We start from the raw sequence: 19052 nt of genomic DNA on the forward strand, positions 1-19052 counted from the left end.
GCTGTCCTCGTCGCATGGCTTCGCAAATGGGGGAAATGTACGAATATCTGCAGCCGGAGGCCGCTCCCCGGCGCAGGAGACGCAGGTGGCCGTGGATCGGGGCCGCGATCATGGTGCCGGTGGTCGCCGCGGGGACCGTATGGGCGCTGCGCACCACGGGCTCGCCGGAAGAGGTGGCCGACGCCTACCTGACGGCGTGGAGCGGGGGCGACTACGCGGCGATGCGGGAGCTGGTCGCCGACCCGCCCGCCGACTTCGAACGCCGCCACCGCCGCTTCCTCGCCGACCTGAAGGCCGAGCACATCACGCTGCGACGGCACGTGCCCAACGGCGTCTTCGCCGCGAGCGCCGCCGACACCGGCTCGGTCAGCTTCACCGCCGCCGTGCAGGGCGCGGGCGACTGGAGGTACGGCGGGGAGCTCAAGGTCGTCGAGCGGGACCGCACCTGGAAGATCGACTGGAGCCCGGCCGCGCTCCACCCGGAGCTGACCGGGAACCGGTCGATCAGGCTCATCCGGGTCGAGGACGAGGCCACCCCGGTGCTCGCCGCCGACGGCACCCGGGTCGACGCCCCCGGCTTCCCCGGCTCGGTGCAGCAACTCGTCGCGGGGCTGCGCGAGACCTACCCTGACCGGTTCGCCGAGACCAAGAGCAACCTTGTGCGGCTGTACGAGGGAGGCAAACCGGTCAAGACCCTGTCGGGGACGCGGGAGAAGGAGCCCGTGCGCATCACGGTCGACCTGAAGGTGCACGCGGCCGGCGCCGCGGCGCTGGAGGACGTGGACAAGCCGGCCGCGCTCGTGGCGCTGCGGCCCTCCACCGGGGAGATCCTGGCCGCGGTGAACAAACCCGGCGGGTTCAACCGGGCGCTGCTCGGCAAGTACCCGCCGGGCTCGACGTTCAAGGTGGTGACCGCCGCCGCGCTGGTCGCCGGCGGGGCCGAGCCGGACGCGGACGTGTCCTGCCCGGCCGAGCAGAACATCGGTGGCTTCCCGTTCCACAACGCCGGGTTCAAGGACTTCGGCACGCTGTCGTTCCGTGACGCGTTCGCGCACTCGTGCAACACGACGTTCGGCGACATGACGGTGTCGGGCCTGGGCGCCGAGCGCCTGGCGGAGGTGGCGCGGAGCTTCGGCTTCGGCGAGAAGATCACCCCGGGGGTGCCGGCGGTCAAGGCCGACTTCCCCGCCCCGAAGGACGCCACCGACCTCGCCTCGGCCTCCATCGGGCAGGGCAGGGTGCTGGCCAGCCCGCTCAACATGGCGTCGGTGGCCGCCGCGATCGCCGACGGCGCCTGGCGCCCGCCCCGGCTCGTGGCCGAGGAGGCGGTGCCCGACCGCACGCTGCGGCCGCGGCCGCTGGAGGACGACGTGGTGGCCGCGCTGCGCGACCTCATGCCCGCCGTCGTCACCGACGGCACCGCGCACGCCGTACGGTTCCCGCCCGGCACCGCGGGCAAGACCGGCACCGCCGAGTACGGCTCGGGCAAGGAGCCGCCCTCGCACGCGTGGTTCATCGGCTACCGGGGCGACCTGGCCTTCGCCGTCGTGGTGGAAGGCGGGGGCGCGGGCTCCGCGGTGGCGGCCCCGGTCGCGGCCCGTTTCCTGCGTGAGCTGAGCTGATCATCCCGCGCCTTCGGAACCGGCCTGGTCGGGCTGATCAGCCCGCCTTGCGGTCCATCGGGCTGGTCAGCGCGGCGACCGCCGCCACCACCTCGGCGGCGTTCGACAGGTCGGGCAGCACGATGTCGGCCCCCGCCTCGCGCAGCTCGGCCGCCGTCGCGCGCCCCGAGGCCACCGCGACCATCCCGGCCCCGCCGATGCGGGCCGCCTGCACGTCACGCGCCGAGTCGCCGATCATCACCGTGTTGGCCGAGGTGAACGGGACGCCCAGGCGTTCCTTCGCCCGCCCCTGGGCGACCTGCAGCAGGCTCGCCTTCGGGTAGGGCTCCTCGCCGTAGCCGCCGAGCTCGAAGTCGACGTACTTGTCGAGCCCGAACGCCTTGAGCTTGAGCACCGCGTTGCTCTTGATCGTGCCGGTCAGCACGGCCTGGATCGCGCCGTCGAGCCGGGCCACGGACCTGAGCGCGTCCTTGGCACCGGCCATCATCCGGCCCTCCTTGGCCAGCCGCTTGCGCCGGTCGGCGAAGGCCGCGGACAGCGCGTCGAGGAAGCGCGGCAGGTGGTCGTCGTCGGCGACGACGCCGTTGACGGCCAGCGTCTCGAAGATGATCTCGGAGTCGGGCCGGCCCATCGGCGGCACCAGCTTGACCAGCGGCCGCCCGGTCACGGCGCGGAACGCCTCGGCGTAGGCGTCTCTGGTCACGATCGCCACGTCGACCAGCGTGAGGTCGACGTTCCACAGCACCAAGCGGTTGATGGCAGCCTCCTGAAAGCGAACCCTTGCCAGGTTACGGCCAACTCCGCCGCCGGGGCCGCCCTCCGCCGGTTTCAGGTATGGTCGAGCGCCTCGGCGAGCGTGTCGACGACCGGGAAGCCGGTCGACTCCAGCTCCTCCCTGGTCGACATGCCCCCGGTGTAGAGCACCGCGCGGGCGCCGACATGGCGGGCCGCCACCCCGTCGTCGACGCTGTCGCCGATCACCAGCACGTCGCGCGGGCGCACGCCGACCGAGGCGATGTGGGCCTCCATGTGGGCCGCCTTCTCCCCGCCCGTCACGCCGAGCAGCCCGTCGACCCGGTTGAAGTGGCGGGTGATGCCGAACGAGTCGACCTTCGGCACGAGATGGGAGTGCGGCGCCATGGAGCAGAGCGACTGCGTGCCCGTCCACGTGGTCAGCGTCACCTCGGCGTCGGCGGCCAGCCCGCAGACGCCGCTCAGGCGGTAGTAGGCGTCGTGGAAGCCGTCGTCGAGCAGCTCCCACTCCCCCTCGGTCAGCGGCCTGCCCAGCATCCGCTCGTACGCGACCCAGATGGGCCTGGTGTAGACGGCGCGGAACCCGTCGGCGGTGAGCGGGGGCAGCTCGTACGCCTTGAAGACCTCGTTGGTGGCTCCGACCACGGCGTCGATGTCGTGGAAGAGGGTGCCGTTCCAGTCCCACACGATGTGCTTCGTCATGTCACCCGCCTGCCTGGTCGAGGGTCAGGAGGTCGGGGATCTCCTGCGTCGCGTACCACATCAGCTCGTGGGCCTCGGCGCCGTCGACGACGAACCGGGCGTCGTCGTCGCCCCCGTCGGCGTCGGGGAGCGCGGCGACGGCCGCCTTGACGTCGGCTACCGCGTACTCGTCGTCGACGTGCACGGCCGCCACCTTGGCCAGCGGGACCGGCTCGGCGACCCGTACCCTGCCCTTCTCCTCCACGTCGGCGTTCGCCTGGATGGCGCCGTCGGCCACCTCTGCGGCCACCACGACGCGGCGGGGCGCGGCGTGCACGCCGTCGGCCAGATCGGCGGCGAGCATGCGCAGCGAGGCGCGGGCGGCCTCGGTGAGGGCGACGTACTCGAGCTCCTCGGTGTCGCCCGAGGCGTACCACTCGACCAGCGCGGGCGTCACCGCGTAGCCGGTCAGCGGGGCGGGGCCGAGCTCGCCGGTCTCGACGGCCCTGGCCAACGCCGGCAGGGTGCACGGCAGGTAGACGCGCATCAGGAACCTTTCGCAGCTTGCACGGGCACCATCATGCCCGCCGCAGCGGGAGCCGGAGGAGAGACTCGAGTTCCAGGATGGTGGTGTCCGGTTCGCGGTGGTGGATGCCGGCGATGCCGAGCGCGCGGGCGGCCACGATGTTGGCCTCGATGTCGTCGATGAACACGCACGACTCGCCCGGCTGCCCGATCAGGTCCAGCGCGTGGTGGAAGATGCGCGGCTCAGGCTTGCGCATGCCCACCTCGCCGGAGATGACGACCGCGTCGAAGACCTCGTCCCAGCCGTCGCGCTCGTAGGTGTTGGACCAGGAGTTGGACAGCAGGCACGTCTTCACGCCGTGCCCGCGCACCTCGCGCAGCATGTCGTACATGGCCTCGGCCCGTTCGAACCCGGCGAACATGCGCGTCAGCAGGCCCTCGGCAACGGGCGGCATGCCGTCGAGCGTCAGCAGGCGGGCCGCCAGGTCGCGCTCGAAGGCGGCCCCGTCGAGCTCGCCGCGCTCCAGGGCGTGGATCGCGTTCTCCTCGTCCTCCCCGCTGTAGGCGACCTCGACCAGCTCGCGCATGACCGCACGGTAGTGCTCACCGTCGATGCGGTCGGTGTCGATCCACTTGGCGATGGAGTCGGCCATGCTGGTGGTCAGCACACCACCCCAGTCGATCAGCACCCCGGTGACCACACTGCCTCCCTACTCACGGAAATCAGGTTTAAAGAGTAAAGGGTCGGGCGCCGCCGTCAGCGCACGCGGGCGGCCAGCCTGCGGTGCTCGGCCGAGCGCACCACCTCGGCCGCCTTCTCCGCCGAGACGACGGGCGGCTCGCCGAGCAGGCCGCGCTCCTTCTTGAGCGTGAGGAGCCTGGTGACCGACTCGTCCAGCCGGGCCTTGGAGACGCGGCCCGACTCGACCGCCTTCAGCACCGCCTGATACTGCTTCGGCAGGTCGTTGGGCATCAGCAGCAGGTCGGCGCCGGCCAGCACGGCGCGGACCGCGACCTCGCCGTCGTCGTACTTCACCCGGGCTCCGGCCATGTTGAGCGCGTCGGTGGAGATGACGCCCTTGAAGCCGAGCTCCTTCCTGAGCAGCCCGGTCAGGATCGGCTTGGACAGCGTGGCCGGGTCGCCCGACGGGTCCAGCTTGGGGAACACGATGTGCGCGGTCATGATCGCGTCGACCCCGGCGGCGATGGCGGCCTTGAACGGCGGCGCGTCCAGGCGCTCCCACTGGGCCCTGGTGTGCTTGATCACCGGCAGGCCGGTGTGGCTGTCGATGCGGGTGTCGCCGTGGCCGGGGAAGTGCTTGGCGGTGGCGGCCACCCCGGCGGCCTCGAAGCCCTTGACGGCGGCGCCGACCATCTTGGCCACCTCGCCGGGCCGGTTCCCGTACGCGCGCTCGCCGATCACCGGGTTCTTCGGATCGATGTTGACGTCGGCCACCGGCGCGAAGTCGAGGTTGACGCCGAGAGCCCGCAGCTCCTCGCCGGTGGCCTGGGCCACCTCGCGCGCCACCGAGGGCTTGCCGGTGGCGCCGATCCTGGCGGCGCCGGGGAAGCGGGTCATCACCGCGGACATCCGCGACACCAGGCCGTTCTCCTGGTCGGTGCCGATCAGCAGCGGGAGGTCGGCGGACTTCTGCAGCCCGTTGGTCAGCCCGACCACCTGGCCGACGCTCTTGACGTTGGCCGGGAACAGGATGACGCCGCCCAGGTGGTATTTGGCGACCACCTTCTCCGGGGTCTGGGCGCCGTAGCGGGCCTGGTTCTCGCCGGAGACGGTGTCGGCGGCGGTGCCGTAGACGACCGGCATGAACAACTGGCCGACCTTCTCCCGCACGCTCATCCCGGCCAGCGCCCGCTTGACGGGGTCGGCGGCCGGGGCGGCTCTGGAACCGGTGGCGGTGGGCTCGGCGGGCCGGCCGGTGGCTTCGGTGGCGGGACTCGCCTCGGACGCGGGCGGCTTCGCGGCGGGGGCGACGTCCGCCGCCCCGCCGCCGCATGCCGTGAGTGCCACCGCCAGGAGACTCGCCGTACCGATCCGTCGCAACATGAATCCCACGCTATCCATGACCGGCGGATGCGCCGTCCCCTTTTTCCACAGGACCGCCAGGGACGGGGGGTCAGGGGGTCGAGGCGATGTCCGCGAGCCGGTCGAGGATCTCCTCCGACCCGTCGCCCTCCGCCCTGATGACGATCTCTTCGCCCTTGCGGACGTCGAGCGCCATGATCTGCAGGATGCTCTTGCCGTTGATCGGATCGCCGCCCGACGACCGCGCCACCGTGACGTCCATCGGTGCCTTCATCGCCATCTGCACGAACGTGGCCGCCGGGCGGGCATGCAACCCCACCTCCGCGGCCACGGTCGCCTTCCGTTCGCCCATGGGCTCCTCCTTCTTCTCCGGTCCGGACCAGCCGGACCCCTGTCGCGTCACGTCCATTGGAACAGCTCGTCGCCGGCCCGTACCGTGCCTTCGGCCAGAGCCGTCACCGCCGAGTCGAGCGCGTCCAGCGCCACCACGGGGCAGACGGGCGAGCGCCCGCCCGCCTCGATCTCGGTGGGATCCCAGGCCACGACGGGCTGGCCGGCGCTCACCCGGTCGCCTTCCGCCGCGAGCAACCGGAACCCCCTCCCCTTGAGCTGCACCGTGTCGATGCCCAGATGCACCAGCACGCCCCTGCCGTCATCGCCCACGATGACGTACGCGTGCGGATGCAGTTTCATGATTTTTCCAGTGATGGGGGCGACTGCCTCGCCCGGCCCCCTGCTGGGGTCGATCGCCGTCCCCGGCCCCACCATGCCGGCCGAGAACACCGGGTCGGGCACGGCGGCCAGCCCCACCGCCGCGCCCTCCACCGGGGCGAGAACAGTCGTCATGGCCCCGCCCTCTAGCCGATGATGTCCTCGATGTCGCTCGCGATCGTGTCCGCCTCCGGGCCGACGACGACCTGGATCACGTTGCCCGCCGCCATCACGCCGTGGGCGCCCGCGGCCCTGAGCGCGGCCTGGTCGACCTTGGACGTGTCGTGCACCTCCGTGCGCAGGCGGGTGATGCAGGGTTCGATGTCGATGATGTTGCCGGCTCCGCCCAGACCGGCGATGAGCGCGTTCACGTCCGCCGCCATCAGGCCCTCCTCGTCCGTGGCTGTGCGACCAGGCTACTCAGGCGCCGGGTTCAGTCGGTCTGGGTGACCTTGTTCAGGCCGCGCGGCGCGTCAGGGTCGACGCCCAGCCGCCGGGCGAGCGCCTCGGTGAGCAGTTGCCCCGGCACGATGAGGCCCATCGGGGCCACCCATTCGGGCAGGTCGGGGCCGTTCATCGCGGCCGTGCCGGCTCCGGCCAGCGCCCTGCCGCCGCCGATCGTGTACGCCGCCGCGCCCGCCGAGACGACCCGCTCGGCCAGCGCCACCGTGCCCTGCAGCGTGGGGCCGCTCTCGGCGGCGACGAGCAGCGCCGGGGTGGCGTGGTCGACCACGGCGATCGGGCCGTGCAGCAGGTCGGCGTACGACAGGCCCATGGCGTGCAGGTAGCACGCCTCCTTGAGCTTCAGCGCGGTCTCCAGCGCGGTGGAGAAGGCCAGGCCGCGGCCGGAGACGACCACGCCGTGCTTGTCCGCGAGCCCGTCCACGACGGCGTCCACGTCACCGGGCTCGGCGATCAGCTTCTCCACGGCCTCGGGCACCCGCAGCAGGTCGGCCCGGTCCACGTCGGCGCCGAGCCCGATCGCCAGCACGGCCAGCGCGGCGAGCTGGGTGGTGTAGGTCTTGGTGGCGGGAACCGCCTCCTCCGTCCCGGCGACCGTGCACAGCGCCAGGTCGGCGGCCTGGGCGAGCGGGCTGTCCGGGCCGCCGTTGGTGACCCCGATGGTGGCGGCCCCGCAGTCCTTGGCCCAGGCCAGCGTCTCCACGATCTCTTCCGTACGGCCCGACTGGGAGATCGCGACGGCCAGCACGCCCTCCAGGTCGAGCTTGCGGCGGTAGGTGGTGGCGATGGACGGCGCGGCGAGCGCGGACAGCCGCCCGGCGTGGGATTCCACCAGATAGCGGCCGTAGACTGCGGCGTTGTCGGAGGTGCCACGTGCGACGAACAACAACTGCCGGGTCCGCTCACCCAGCGCCCGCACCTCGTCGATCCTGGGCAGCAGGGAGTCGATCGTGGCCCGCAGCGCCTCGGGCTGCTCGGCGATCTCGCTGCGCATCTTGGTCATCTGGGGGCTCATTCCTCGGGGAGTTAGCGTTCCGGACTTGACCCTGTTTCAGGACATGTGGTCTAGTCCGGACTAGACCAGTGAGAACCATAACCCATCAGACTGGCCCGAGCGAAGGGAGGATCCCGTGGCCCACATCGACCCGGACAGCCCGGTGCCCAAGTACTTCCAGCTCCGCGAGATCCTGCTCGGCCTCATCGACAGCGACGAGCTGAGCATCGGCGCCGCGATCCCGTCCGAGCGCGAGCTGTGCCAGCGCTTCGGCCTGTCGCGGATGACCGTGCGGCAGGCGGTCGACCATCTGGTCTCCGAGGGCCGCCTGCACCGGGTGCCGGGCAAGGGCACGTTCGTCGCCCGGCCCAAGATCGAGCTGGCCCTGCAGCTCACGTCGTTCACCGAGGACATGCGTGCCAGGGGCATGGCGCCCGGCTCGCGCGACCTCGACCGGCGCACCATGCGCGCCAGCGCCCACCTGGCCAAGGAGCTGGGCATCCAGCCGGGCGAGGAGGTCCACTTCATCGAACGGCTGCGCACCGCCGACGGCGAACCGCTGTCGATCGAGCGCGCGCACATCCCGGTCAAGCTCGCCCCCGACCTGGCCGACCACGACCTGACCGGCAGATCGCTGTACGAGCTCCTGGAGAGCCGCTACGGGCTGGTCATGGACGCGGGCGAGCTGACCATAGACGGGGGGATAGCCGATCCGAGCGACGCCGACCTGCTCAAACTTCCCCGCGGCGGCGCCGTGCTGCTGCTCCAGCGCAGGTCGTTCTCCGGAGGCGTCTGCGCCGAGCTGGGCGTGTCCACCTACCGGGCGGACCGCTACCAGCTGCGCACCATACTCGAAATGCCCGCAAGACGGGGTTGAGGGCCCGACCCGGAGGAACACCCGGTGAACGAGACCACCGCCGCCCGGCCTTCGCCGTTCTCACGCCTGATGAACGTGCTGCAGAGGCTGGGCCGCTCGCTCATGCTGCCCATCGCCGCCCTCCCCGCGGCCGCCCTGCTGCTCCGCTTCGGCCAGCCCGACATGCTGGGCGGCAACGGCGCCGAGCCCGGCGGGCTCGCCGACGTGGCGGGCTTCGCCTGGATGACCGAGGTCGCGGCCGTGCTGGCGGCGGCCGGCGAGGCGCTGTTCGAGAACCTCCCGCTGCTGTTCGCGGTGGGCGTGGCCATCGGCTTCGCGCGCAAGTCCGACGGCACGACGGCGCTCGCCGCCGTGGTCGGCTACCTGGTGTTCGACCGGGTGAGCAAGGTGATGTTCGCCGGTTCGGCCATCCGCGAGACCGTGACCCTGCGGCAGGCCGCGGACCAGGGCGTCATCGAGATCATCAACCACGGCATGCAGAACCCCACCAAGGTGCTCGGCGGCATCCTGATAGGGCTGGTCACCGCGCTGCTCTGGCAGCGCTTCCACCGGATCAAGCTGCCGTCGTGGCTGGCGTTCTTCGGCGGGCGGCGGTTCGTGCCCATTCTCACCGCCTTCGTGGCGCTCGGGCTCGGCGTGCTCATCGGCTGGGTGTGGCCGATTCTCGGCGAGTGGATCGGCCACGCCGGTGAGGCGCTGACCACCCTCGGGCCGCTCGGCACCGGCCTGTACGGGCTGATCAACCGGCTGCTCATCCCGCTCGGGCTGCACCACTTCGTCAACTCGATCGTCTGGCACGTGGTGCCCACCTGCGAGGTGGACGGGCGGGTGCTCGGCGGCGACTGGAACTGCTACTTCGGCGGCGCCCCGGAGTCGGGGCAGTTCATGGCCGGGTTCTTCCCCGTCATGATGTTCGCGCTGCCGGCCGCCGCGCTGGCCATGTGGCGGGCCGCGCCCCCGCACCGGCGGGCCACGGTGGGCGGCATCATGCTGTCGGCGGCGCTGGCCTCGTTCGTCACCGGCATCACCGAGCCGATCGAGTTCGCGTTCATCTTCGTCGCGCCGCTGCTGCTGGCCGTGCACGCCGTGCTCACCGGGCTGGCCATGGCGCTGACCACGCTGATCGGCGGGCAGCTCGGCTTCGGCTTCTCGGCCGGGCTGCTCGACATGCTGCTCAACGCCAGCAAGTCCAACACCCAGAACCTGCCGGGCATCCTGCTGCTCGGGGTGGCGTACGGGGCGGTCTACTACGTGGTGTTCAGCTTCCTCATCAGACGGCTGAACATCATGACCCCGGGCCGCGAGCCGGAACCGGACGTGGACTCGGGCGAGGCCACCCCGATTCGGTCGTGACATCGCGGCGTGGCCGAGGGTCCGCAACCCGGACGCGGCCACCCCAACTCGCGCTGACCTTCTTCGCCATCCTCCGCGAACCAGGGCATGGATCGGGGAAGTTGGCGTGCCGTGTATCCCGGGGCCCGGCCGGAACCTCTTAGTACCGTCTCTCACCAGGAACGCCCCCGGAGGCTCCCGATGTCGCCCTCTCCCCAGGTCCACGGCTCGCTCGCGCTCGACACGCCCCTCGTGTGGGGCCCGCCCGGCGCGCTCCCGGACGAGCGCCGGCTGCGCCACCTCGGCCAGGCGCTCGCCGAGGTCCTCTCCGGCCGTCGGCCCCCGGAGACGGTCGCCGACCGCCTCACCGGCCAGGCCTACCGCGAGCTCGTACGGGCCGGTCGCATGCTCGACACCCGCCGCCCGCCCTTCGTCGGCGTCCCGCACGTCAAGGAGCCCAGCGACGGCGTGGTGGAGATGTGCCTCCTGGTCCACTGCGGCGAGCGCGACCGCGTCCTGGCCCTGCGCCTGGAACGCAGGGGCGTGCAGTGGCTCTGCACGGACTTCGAGACCGCCTGACGGCAAGCCGGCTCCAACCGAGCTCCCACCTCTGAGCCGGACGCACGAGGACCCCCCGCCCGTCCGCCGGGCGAGGGGTCCTCGTGTCACGCGTCAGTTGCCGGCGTTCTTCGGGTCGCCGTGGCAGCGCTTGTACTTCTTGCCCGAGCCGCACGGGCAGGGGGCGTTGCGCTCGACGTTGCCGTAGGCGGCGCGCTCGGCCGAGGTGGTGCGGACGCGGGTGTGTTCCACGTCGCCCTGCTCGCCGGGAGCGGTGTACTCCAGCTCCGCCGGGCGGTCGGGCCCGCGGAGGCCGCGCGCGATGATGGAGCGCGTCTCGGCCAACACCGGGTCCTCCTGCTCCTCGACGATGGGGTTCTCCTGAACCTCCACCTCCAGGTTGAACAGGAAGCCTACGGAGTCCTCCTTGATGCCCTCGAGCATCGCGTTGAACATCTCGAAGCCCTCGCGCTGGTACTCGATCTGCGGATCCTTCTGCGCGTAGGCCCGCATGCCGATGCCCTCGCGCAGGTAGTCCATCTCGTAGAGGTGCTCGCGCCACTTGCGGTCGAGGACGGACAGGATGACGCGCCGCTCGAGGTCGCGGGTCGCCTCGGCGCCCCACTCCTCCTCGCGCCTGGCGTACGCCTCCAGCGCGTCGGCCTTGACCCGCTCCCTGATCAGGTCGTCGGTGACGTTCTCCTGACCACCGGCCTCCTCCAGGAGGTCCTCAAGCTTGACGGAGATCGGGTAGAGGCCGGTGAACGCCTTCCACAGCTTCTCGAGGTCCCACTCCTCGGAGAACCCGTCGGAGGTGGCGCCGTCGACGTAGCCGTCGACGACGTTGCCGATGAAGCCGCGCACCTGCTCGTGCAGGTCGGCGCCCTCCAGCACGCGCCGGCGCTCGGCGTAGATCACCTTGCGCTGGCGGTTCATCACCTCGTCGTACTTGAGAACTTCCTTGCGGATCTCGAAGTTCTGCTGCTCGACCTGGTGCTGGGCGGAGGCGATGGCCTTGGAGACGATGCCGGACTCGATCGGCTGCTCGTCGGGGATGTTGAGGCGCGTCATGATCGCCTCGACCCTGACCGAGTTGAACAGGCGCATCAGGTCGTCGCCGAGCGACAGGTAGAAGCGGGACTCGCCCGGGTCGCCCTGGCGGCCGGAGCGACCGCGGAGCTGGTTGTCGATGCGGCGCGACTCGTGGCGCTCGGTGCCCAGCACGTAGAGGCCGCCCAGCTCGGTGACCTCGTCGTGCTCGGCCTTCACCGCGGCCTTGGCCTTCTCCAGCGCCTCGGGGTAGGCCTTCTCGTATTCCTCGGGCGTCTCGACCGGGTCGAGACCGCGCTGGCGCAGCTCCTGGTCGGCGCGGAACTCGGGGTTGCCGCCGAGCATGATGTCGGTGCCTCGACCGGCCATGTTGGTGGCGACGGTGACGGCGCCCTTGCGGCCCGCCTCGGCGATGATCGACGCCTCACGCGCGTGGTTCTTCGCGTTGAGGACCTCGTGCGTGACGCCTCGGCGCCTGAGCGCCTTGGACAGCCGCTCCGACTTCTCGACCGAGGTGGTGCCGACGAGGACGGGCTGGCCGTGCTCGTGACGCTCCTTGATGTCGTCGACCACCGCGTTGAACTTGGCGTCCTCGGTCTTGTAGACGACGTCGGCCTGGTCCTTGCGGACCATCGGCCGGTTGGTCGGGATGGGGACCACGCCGAGCTTGTAGGTCTGGTGGAACTCGTTGGCCTCGGTGGTCGCCGTGCCGGTCATGCCGGCGAGCTTGGTGTAGAGGCGGAAGTAGTTCTGCAGGGTGATCGTGGCGAGAGTCTGGTTCTCGTCCTTGATCTTCACGCCTTCTTTGGCCTCGATGGCCTGGTGCATGCCCTCGTTGTAGCGGCGGCCGTGGAGGACGCGGCCGGTGAACTCGTCGACGATGAGGACCTCGCCGTCGGTGACGATGTAGTCCTTGTCCTTCTTGAACAGCTCCTTGGCCTTCAGGGCGTTGTTCAGGAAGCCGACCAGGTGGGTGTGCTCGGCCTTGTAGAGGTTGTCGATGCCGAGCCAGTCCTCGACCTTCTCGACGCCGGACTCGAGGATGCCGACCGTGCGCTTCTTCTCGTCGACGATGTAGTCGCCGGTGCTCTCCTCGCCGGGGTTCTTCGCCTCGACGCCGCGGCGGAGCCGCGGGACGATCTTGGCGAACTCCTGGTACCACTTCCCGGACTGCTCGCCCGGGCCGGAGATGATCAGCGGGGTCCTGGCCTCGTCGATGAGGATCGAGTCGACCTCGTCGACGACGGCGTAGTTGTGGCCGCGCTGCACGCACTCGTCGAGCCCCCACGCCATGTTGTCGCGCAGGTAGTCGAAGCCGAACTCGTTGTTGGTGCCGTAGGTGATGTCGGCGAAGTACTGCTTGCGGCGCTCGTCGGGCGCCTGGCCGGACAGGATCACCCCGACCTCGAGACCGAGGAAGCGGTGGACGCGGCCCATGTTCTCGGCGTCGCGCTTGGCCAGGTAGTCGTTGACCGTGACGACGTGGACGCCCTTGCCGGACAGCGCGTTGAGATAGGCGGGGAGGGTGCAGGTGAGGGTCTTGCCCTCACCGGTCTTCATCTCCGAGATGTTGCCCATGTGGAGATTGGCGCCGCCCATGATCTGCACGTCGAAGTGGCGCTGACCGAGCACGCGGCGCGCGGCCTCGCGTACGGTGGCGAACGCTTCGGGAAGCAGGTCGTCGAGCGACTCGCCATCGGCATGGCGCTGCTTGAACTCGTCCGTCAGGGCGCGCAACTCCGCGTCGGACAGGCTCGTGAAGTCGTCCTCGATGGAGTTGACCTGGTCTGCGATCCGCTTGAGCTTACGCAGAGTCTTGCCCTCGCCGGCACGTAGGATCTTGTCGAGAATGGCTGCCACTTTATGTAAAGCTCCTCGCAGGTCTACCCCGGCGGCGCCGCCAGGAGGAGAGGCCGAGACAAACTTCCCCGCTGCCATCGTAGGCGGTTCTCCAACCAGACACAGCCACCGTGCCGACAAGGGCGCAGGACATGTCTGGGAGAATGTCAGGCGGGCTGATAGTACGCCGGTCAAAGGCCGGTTCGCCCCGATAACCGGGATATCCGGGCAAGGAGGGATTTGTCATGGTTGAGGGACAGAAGTCGGAGCAGACCGAGAATCTCGGTAGCCACGGCGGCCGCGCGTCCTCATGGCTGGCCGTGACGGTGATGCTGCTCGGCAGCGTCGTCGCCGGATTCGGCCTGACCATGGAGAACTGGATGGTCGTCTGGATCGGCGTCGGCCTGTTCGTGGTGGGCGGCATCCTCGCCCTCGTGTTCGACATCTTCACCGATGTGGTGATCGACGCGCCCCGGGTGGGACTGAACGCCGAAGACCACCGCTGACGTTTCCCCCTCGGAGCGGGCACCGTCGAGGCGGCCCCTCCGAGAAGCACCCCCGACGGCGACGGGTTCGTCCCATCATGAACGCGGGCCCGCTGACGGTAATTCCCGGGCCCCGTTCTGTCAGTGGCCGCGGCTAGCATTCCGGCCATGCTCCCCCGTACGGAATCGCGAACATGACCGAACTGACCGCCGACGAGGCGCGCCGGCTCATCCTGCGCGCCCAGGGGCTGCTCGGCTCCGACGGCCGTCAGGGCGGGGTGCAGGGCATGCTCCGCAGGCTCGGCGCCGTCCAGCTCGACACCATCTCGGTGCTCGCCCGCTCCCACGAGCTCGTCGCCTACGCCCGGCTCGGCGCCGTGGGCAGGCCCGCCGTCGAGCGGGCCTACTGGGACGCCCCGGCCCGCAGCTTCGAATACTGGTGCCACGCCGCCTGCATCCTGCCGATCGAGAACTGGCCCCTTTTCGCGTTCCGGCGGCGCGCCTACCGCGAGCGCCGCTTCCGCTGGCACGAGGTGCCCGACAGCGTCGACAAGCTGCTCCAGCAGGTGCGCGACCACGGCCCGCTCACCACCGCCGACGTCGGCGGGGCCAAGAACGGCGGCCCGTGGTGGGACTGGTCCGACTCCAAGATCGGCCTGGAGTGGCTGCTCGACATCGGCGAGGTGGTCTGCACCCGCCGGGTGGGCTGGCGCAGGGTCTACGACCTGGCCGAGCGCGTGGTGCCCGCTGGCCTGCTGGCCGAGGACCTCACCGACGAGGAGTGCGTCGTGCGGCTCGCGGGCATCGCGGGCCGGTCACTCGGGATCGCCACGCGGGCCGACCTGATCGACTTCCTCCGTCTCAAGGGGCGCTCCGCCGCGATCCTCGACGAGGCCCTCGCGAGCGGCGCCGCCGGGCTGACGCCGGTGCGCGTCGCCGGCTGGCCCGCCGTCAGGGCCGGCCGCAACGGCTCGGCGTCTAGATCCGTGCCCAACGCCTGGGCCGACCCTGCCGCGCTGGAGTCGGAGCCGCGCGGACGCCACCGCACGACCCTGGTCTCGCCGTTCGACTCGCTGATCTGGCACCGCGGCCGCACCGAGCGCGTCTTCGGCTTCGCCTACCAGCTTGAGCTGTACGTGCCGAAGCACAAGCGGGTCCACGGCTACTTCACGATGCCGGTGCTGGCCGGCGGCCGCCTGATCGGCAGGGTGGACCCGGCGCGCGAGGGCACCACGCTGGTGGCCAGGAAGGTCAGCCTGGAGCCGGGCCTGACCAGCGCCCGCTGGGTCGAGGCGATGGGCGACGCGCTCCGATCGGCCGCCACCTGGGTCGGCTGCGACACCGTACGCGTCGAACGCGCCGACCCACCCGAGCTCGCCGAGGCACTCAACACGACCCTGGCCCGCTGATTCCCAGGTCGGCGAGCCACCCCTCGCGGGACCGTGGCCCGCTGAGGTTCCCGGACCGGCGAGCCGTCCGTCCCAGGACCCTAGCCCGCTGACTTGCCCAGGTCGGCGAGCCGCCCTTCGCGGGACCTTGGCCCACTGAGGTTCCCCGGCCGGCGAGCCACCCCTCGCGGGACCTCGGCCCGCTGAGGTTCCCGGACCGGCGAGCCGCCGGGCCCGAACCCGCCTTGGCCCGCCCTCCCTCAGGGGGAGGGGCGGGCGGGGCTGGGGCGGATCAGGTGATTTCCAGCATGCGCTCGCGGACCGCGTACACCACGGCCTCCATGCGCGAGTGCAGTTGCAGCTTGTCCAGGATGTTGCGGACGTGGTTCTTCACCGTGTTCTCGGAGATGAACAGCTGCTTGGCGATCTCCCGGTTGTTCATGCCCTTGGCGACGAGCCGCAGGACCTCCATCTCGCGCTCCGTCAGCCGCGGGACCGGCACCTGCGGCGGGCGTTCGGTCTCCTTGCGGCTCATGCTGGCGAACTCGTTGATGAGCTTGGCCGCCATGGCCGGGTTGATCAGCGACTGCCCCTCATGGACGCCGCGGACCGCCGCGGGCACGTCGTTGATCTGGACGTCCTTGAGGAGGTAGCCGGTCGCGCCGGCCTTGATGGCCTCGAAGAGGTCTTCTTCCTCATCGCTCACCGTCAGCATGATGATGCGGGTGCTCGGCACCGAGGCCTTGATGCCCTTGGTCGCCTCGATGCCGTCCTGCCGCGGCATGCGCACATCCATCAACGCCACGTCGGGCATGAGGCGATCGGCCAGCTCGACCGCCTCCTGACCGTCGCTCGCTTCCCCGACCACCTCGATGTCAGGCTCCGCGGCCAGCGCCAGGGCCAGGCTGCGCCTGATCAGCTCGTGATCGTCCACGATCAGCACGCGGATCGGCTCGCCGCCGGAGGGGCGCGCCTCGCCGGACTCCGTCACAAGGCCTCCTTGATGCGCCTCGCGACCGTCGTGTCTCCGGTTCGCTCGCTCGTCCTCGCCTGACTGAGCTCGCTCACGTCTCCTCCTCGTCGGGGGGCCAGAGCCGTCGAACCGCCATGATCGCACGTGTGCCGCGGTTCTCGGGTGGTCGAGAAGATCTTTCCGGCGGCCGTCAGGGCTCTACGAGCCGCAGCACACCGTAGTTGTACCCACGCCGGTTGTAGACGACGGATGGCAGGCCGCTCTCCTTGTCACGGAACAGATAGAAGTCGTGTCCGACCAGCTCCATCTCGAGGAGGGCCTGGTCGATGGTCATGGGCTCTGCTTTGTGGTGCTTCTCCCGGACGATCAGAGGGCCTTCGCCGTCCATCTGGATGGGGACGATGTCGTCGTACTGCTTGTCTTCCGGCAGCCGATCCTCCTCGGGCTCGGCCTCCTCGCGGGCGGGCTCGACCTTGGACGGCGCGGGCGCGGCCAGGTCGGGCATCGTGGCGGTGATCTCCGCCATGGACGGCTGCTTGTGGTTGCCGTGATGGATCTTGCGCCGGTCGGCCAGCCGCCTGAGGCGGCCCTCCAGCTTGTCCATCGCGATGTCCAGAGCGGCGAAACGGTCGTCGGCGCTGGCCTCCGCGCGGATGGCGGGGCCGCGGGTGTGAATGGTCAGCTCGACCCGCTCTCGCTGGTCGGCCGCGCGCACGTTGCGCTCCTTCGACACCTCCACATCGACTCGGATGAGTTTGTTGTCCAGACGCTCGATCCTGGCCAGCTTGGTTGTCACCTGGTCTCGGAACCGATCACTCACTCCCGTGTGCCGGCCCTTGACGATGATGTCCATGCAACAGCCCCCCTTCGTCTAACGACTGAGATAGAGCGCCCGACGACTCGCGTGGTGCCGGGCAGGGTTTTCTGCTGTCCGCCTGTCCTTCAGGGTTACCCTCCTCCGACGCCTCGTCACCGGGAACGCGGGTGGCACCCGTCCGGCCGACCTGGTCTTCGACCCCACATCCGCCTGCTGAGGGTTTCGCAGCTCTGATGCCACTACCGCCCTTCTCTCCTGGCGGGGGACATCTGGACCCCCGGGGAGGCAGGACTTACCCCTAAGCCGCACCGTGATCGGACGACGAAAAGTCGCCTTACGTGGGCCGTTTCGCCTGCGGCTGGCATCGGCTAGCGGAGCCGGGAGCCCCGGCTCTGCGCAACCACGGACCCGAACGGGTGCCATGTTCAGAACGCTATCCGGATCGGCGGCGAATGTCAGCCGGAGGAAGCTCCAAAGGATCACTTTCCGTGATTTTCGCGCGGGGTTACGGGCCGGCTGAATGCCCCGTTTGGTCCCACGGCACCCCTTACAGGACAGGGCGGCAAGCCTTCTGAGCTGCCTCACCTGGCGCTTCCCGCTACGGACATGTGGCCCTCCGGAAGGCAACACACCTGGGCCTTTCTTTACTGACTGTCACCGTGACCATTTCGTGAGATCCGGCGTGTCGCGGCGACGGTGACGGCCAGCGGCACCGTCGCCCCCACCGCCCGCAGCGCCCTCGCGGCGTCCGCGAGCGTGGCTCCCGTCGTGACGACATCGTCCACGACGACCACCCGGGCACGATCGAACACATCCCCGGCTGTCCGCACGAAGCCTGCGGAACTCCCACGTACGCGGACACCACCCCTCCCTGCGACCCGCAGATCATGGACACCTCCTCTCTCTGCGACCGACAGATCGTGGGCACGTCCTCTTCCTGCGGCCGACAGATCGTGGGCACCTCCTCTCCCTGCGGCCCACAGATCGTGGACCCCTCCTCTCCCTGCGACTTCGAGATCTCGGACAGCGCTCTCAGATACGGAGAAGGACCCGGCCAGGTTCGACACTCGGTCGGCGGAGCTCAGGCCCGACTGGTCGGCCACCTTCCGGCGCTGCCGCAGCGCGGGCCAGAGCGTGACGGCCATCCCCCGTCCGCGCAGCCGGCGCACCACCCGCTCCGCCAGCGCCCCCACGTGGTCGTGACCCCGCCCCTTGACGGCCGCCCGCCCACTGGGCACCGGCACCACGATCACCCCCTCCCCTCCCAGAAGAAGCCCGCACTCCCCCACCCCACGAAGCCCCACCGACGACCGAGCGCTCCCCCGGCCACGGAACCTCTCCACAGCGCCCTCAGCGACCTCCTGCGGCGACCGGAGGGCCGCCACGAGGGCGAAGGCCAGAAGGTCGGCGAGGGCCGCCGCCAGGGCCGCCTCACCCCGTTCCTTGTAGGCGATGACGGCCTTGCGCACCACGCCCCCGTACGGAGAAGCGGACCAGCACACGGGAAGCCCATCGGGACACGGCGCGGGCATCCGGCGAGAGGGCACCACCACACCCGCCAGACACTCCTCGCACAGACGCACCCCCGGAGCGCCACAGCCAAGACAGGGCTGCGGCAGCACGACATCAAGCAGACCGGCGAACACGGCCCCAGCATGCCACCCACCACCGACACTTTCAGTAGCCGAACGGGCACCCAGAGACGCCACCTGTCGCGAACGACTCTCTACGGAACTACGGCGGGCTGAGCGGGCCGTCAGGCACGCCTATCGGCGCCCAGCCCGAGGGGGTTCCCAAAAGGATTTTCGCTTTTGGATCTTTCGTTTGAACCCAAGACGCTGACCGAGCGTGCGTCCCTCGGGCCCGCACAGAAAAGATCAAGAGAGGCGCGTGCCTCTGCGCTCGCGCCGCGAGAAATTCGGGCTCGCGCCCCAGGAAGCT

General features: G+C 70.3%; 19 protein-coding genes. 6 read left to right on the forward strand and 13 right to left on the reverse strand.

Going from position 1 to position 19052, the window contains the following annotated elements:
- Positions 1 to 35 precede the first annotated feature (35 nt).
- Positions 36 to 1622: a penicillin-binding transpeptidase domain-containing protein gene (locus tag FR742_RS30925; RefSeq protein ID WP_148034204.1), complete on the forward strand. Its 1587-nt coding sequence runs from the start codon at positions 36 to 38 to the stop codon at positions 1620 to 1622.
- Between the two features lie 37 nt (positions 1623 to 1659).
- Here the strand turns inward: FR742_RS30925 and FR742_RS30930 are convergent, their stop codons facing one another.
- From FR742_RS30930 to FR742_RS30970, 9 genes are all read right to left on the reverse strand, one after another.
- Positions 1660 to 2367: an HAD family hydrolase gene (locus FR742_RS30930; protein ID WP_148034924.1), complete on the reverse strand. Its 708-nt coding sequence runs from the start codon at positions 2365 to 2367 to the stop codon at positions 1660 to 1662.
- Positions 2368 to 2450: 83 nt separating this feature from the next.
- On the reverse strand, positions 2451 to 3077 hold the full coding sequence (locus FR742_RS30935) for an HAD family hydrolase (protein ID WP_148034205.1): 627 nt from the start codon (positions 3075 to 3077) through the stop codon (positions 2451 to 2453).
- A 1-nt stretch (position 3078) separates the two neighbouring features.
- Entirely contained in the window at positions 3079 to 3603 is a 525-nt protein-coding gene (locus FR742_RS30940) for a DUF6912 family protein (protein WP_148034206.1), read from the reverse strand.
- A gap of 31 nt (positions 3604 to 3634) precedes the next feature.
- A complete protein-coding gene (locus FR742_RS30945; protein ID WP_261808832.1) occupies positions 3635 to 4282 on the reverse strand; it encodes an HAD family phosphatase in 648 nt (215 codons plus the stop codon).
- 56 nt (positions 4283 to 4338) lie between these two features.
- Entirely contained in the window at positions 4339 to 5646 is a 1308-nt protein-coding gene (gene nagZ, locus FR742_RS30950; protein WP_148034207.1) for a beta-N-acetylhexosaminidase, read from the reverse strand.
- 70 nt (positions 5647 to 5716) lie between these two features.
- Positions 5717 to 5977: an HPr family phosphocarrier protein gene (locus tag FR742_RS30955; protein ID WP_148034208.1), complete on the reverse strand. Its 261-nt coding sequence runs from the start codon at positions 5975 to 5977 to the stop codon at positions 5717 to 5719.
- A 47-nt stretch (positions 5978 to 6024) separates the two neighbouring features.
- A complete protein-coding gene (locus FR742_RS30960) occupies positions 6025 to 6471 on the reverse strand; it encodes a PTS glucose transporter subunit IIA (protein ID WP_148034209.1) in 447 nt (148 codons plus the stop codon).
- Positions 6472 to 6482: 11 nt separating this feature from the next.
- Positions 6483 to 6719, reverse strand: coding sequence for a glucose PTS transporter subunit EIIB (locus tag FR742_RS30965; RefSeq protein WP_148034210.1), 237 nt, complete (start codon positions 6717 to 6719; stop codon positions 6483 to 6485).
- A gap of 50 nt (positions 6720 to 6769) precedes the next feature.
- Positions 6770 to 7792 carry an SIS domain-containing protein gene (locus FR742_RS30970; protein ID WP_396990202.1) on the reverse strand — a complete coding sequence of 341 codons (1023 nt, stop codon included), beginning with the start codon at positions 7790 to 7792 and terminating at the stop codon, positions 6770 to 6772.
- Positions 7793 to 7928: 136 nt separating this feature from the next.
- Here FR742_RS30970 and FR742_RS30975 point away from each other — a divergent pair, with 136 nt between their 5' ends.
- From FR742_RS30975 to FR742_RS30985, 3 genes are all read left to right on the forward strand, one after another.
- Positions 7929 to 8669 (forward strand): GntR family transcriptional regulator, encoded by a 741-nt coding sequence (locus FR742_RS30975; protein ID WP_148034212.1) that lies wholly within the window; start codon positions 7929 to 7931, stop codon positions 8667 to 8669.
- Between the two features lie 24 nt (positions 8670 to 8693).
- The gene (locus FR742_RS30980; protein WP_148034213.1) at positions 8694 to 10022 is read left to right on the forward strand and encodes a PTS transporter subunit EIIC; all 1329 of its coding nucleotides are present in this window, start codon (positions 8694 to 8696) and stop codon (positions 10020 to 10022) included.
- Positions 10023 to 10202: 180 nt separating this feature from the next.
- On the forward strand, positions 10203 to 10580 hold the full coding sequence (locus FR742_RS30985) for an Rv3235 family protein (protein ID WP_148034214.1): 378 nt from the start codon (positions 10203 to 10205) through the stop codon (positions 10578 to 10580).
- Positions 10581 to 10673: 93 nt separating this feature from the next.
- Here the strand turns inward: FR742_RS30985 and secA are convergent, their stop codons facing one another.
- The gene (gene secA, locus FR742_RS30990) at positions 10674 to 13469 is read right to left on the reverse strand and encodes a preprotein translocase subunit SecA (RefSeq protein WP_148034215.1); all 2796 of its coding nucleotides are present in this window, start codon (positions 13467 to 13469) and stop codon (positions 10674 to 10676) included.
- 224 nt (positions 13470 to 13693) lie between these two features.
- On the opposite strand from secA, the gene FR742_RS30995 reads away from it, so the two are divergent.
- Both FR742_RS30995 and FR742_RS31000 read left to right on the forward strand, forming a co-directional pair.
- Positions 13694 to 13954: an HGxxPAAW family protein gene (locus tag FR742_RS30995; RefSeq protein ID WP_148034216.1), complete on the forward strand. Its 261-nt coding sequence runs from the start codon at positions 13694 to 13696 to the stop codon at positions 13952 to 13954.
- A gap of 173 nt (positions 13955 to 14127) precedes the next feature.
- Positions 14128 to 15342: a winged helix-turn-helix domain-containing protein gene (locus FR742_RS31000; protein ID WP_148034217.1), complete on the forward strand. Its 1215-nt coding sequence runs from the start codon at positions 14128 to 14130 to the stop codon at positions 15340 to 15342.
- Positions 15343 to 15613: 271 nt separating this feature from the next.
- Here the strand turns inward: FR742_RS31000 and FR742_RS31005 are convergent, their stop codons facing one another.
- From FR742_RS31005 to FR742_RS46085, 3 genes are all read right to left on the reverse strand, one after another.
- Positions 15614 to 16312, reverse strand: coding sequence for a response regulator transcription factor (locus tag FR742_RS31005; RefSeq protein WP_148034218.1), 699 nt, complete (start codon positions 16310 to 16312; stop codon positions 15614 to 15616).
- A gap of 172 nt (positions 16313 to 16484) precedes the next feature.
- The gene (gene hpf, locus FR742_RS31010; protein ID WP_148034219.1) at positions 16485 to 17147 is read right to left on the reverse strand and encodes a ribosome hibernation-promoting factor, HPF/YfiA family; all 663 of its coding nucleotides are present in this window, start codon (positions 17145 to 17147) and stop codon (positions 16485 to 16487) included.
- Between the two features lie 608 nt (positions 17148 to 17755).
- Positions 17756 to 18580, reverse strand: a complete 825-nt coding sequence (locus FR742_RS46085; protein ID WP_261808833.1) for a phosphoribosyltransferase family protein — start codon at positions 18578 to 18580, stop codon at positions 17756 to 17758.
- Positions 18581 to 19052: the final 472 nt, after the last annotated feature.

Origin of the sequence: Nonomuraea sp. C10 (assembly GCF_008017515.1) — a bacterium.
In the GTDB taxonomy this organism is placed as follows: domain Bacteria; phylum Actinomycetota; class Actinomycetes; order Streptosporangiales; family Streptosporangiaceae; genus Nonomuraea; species Nonomuraea ferruginea.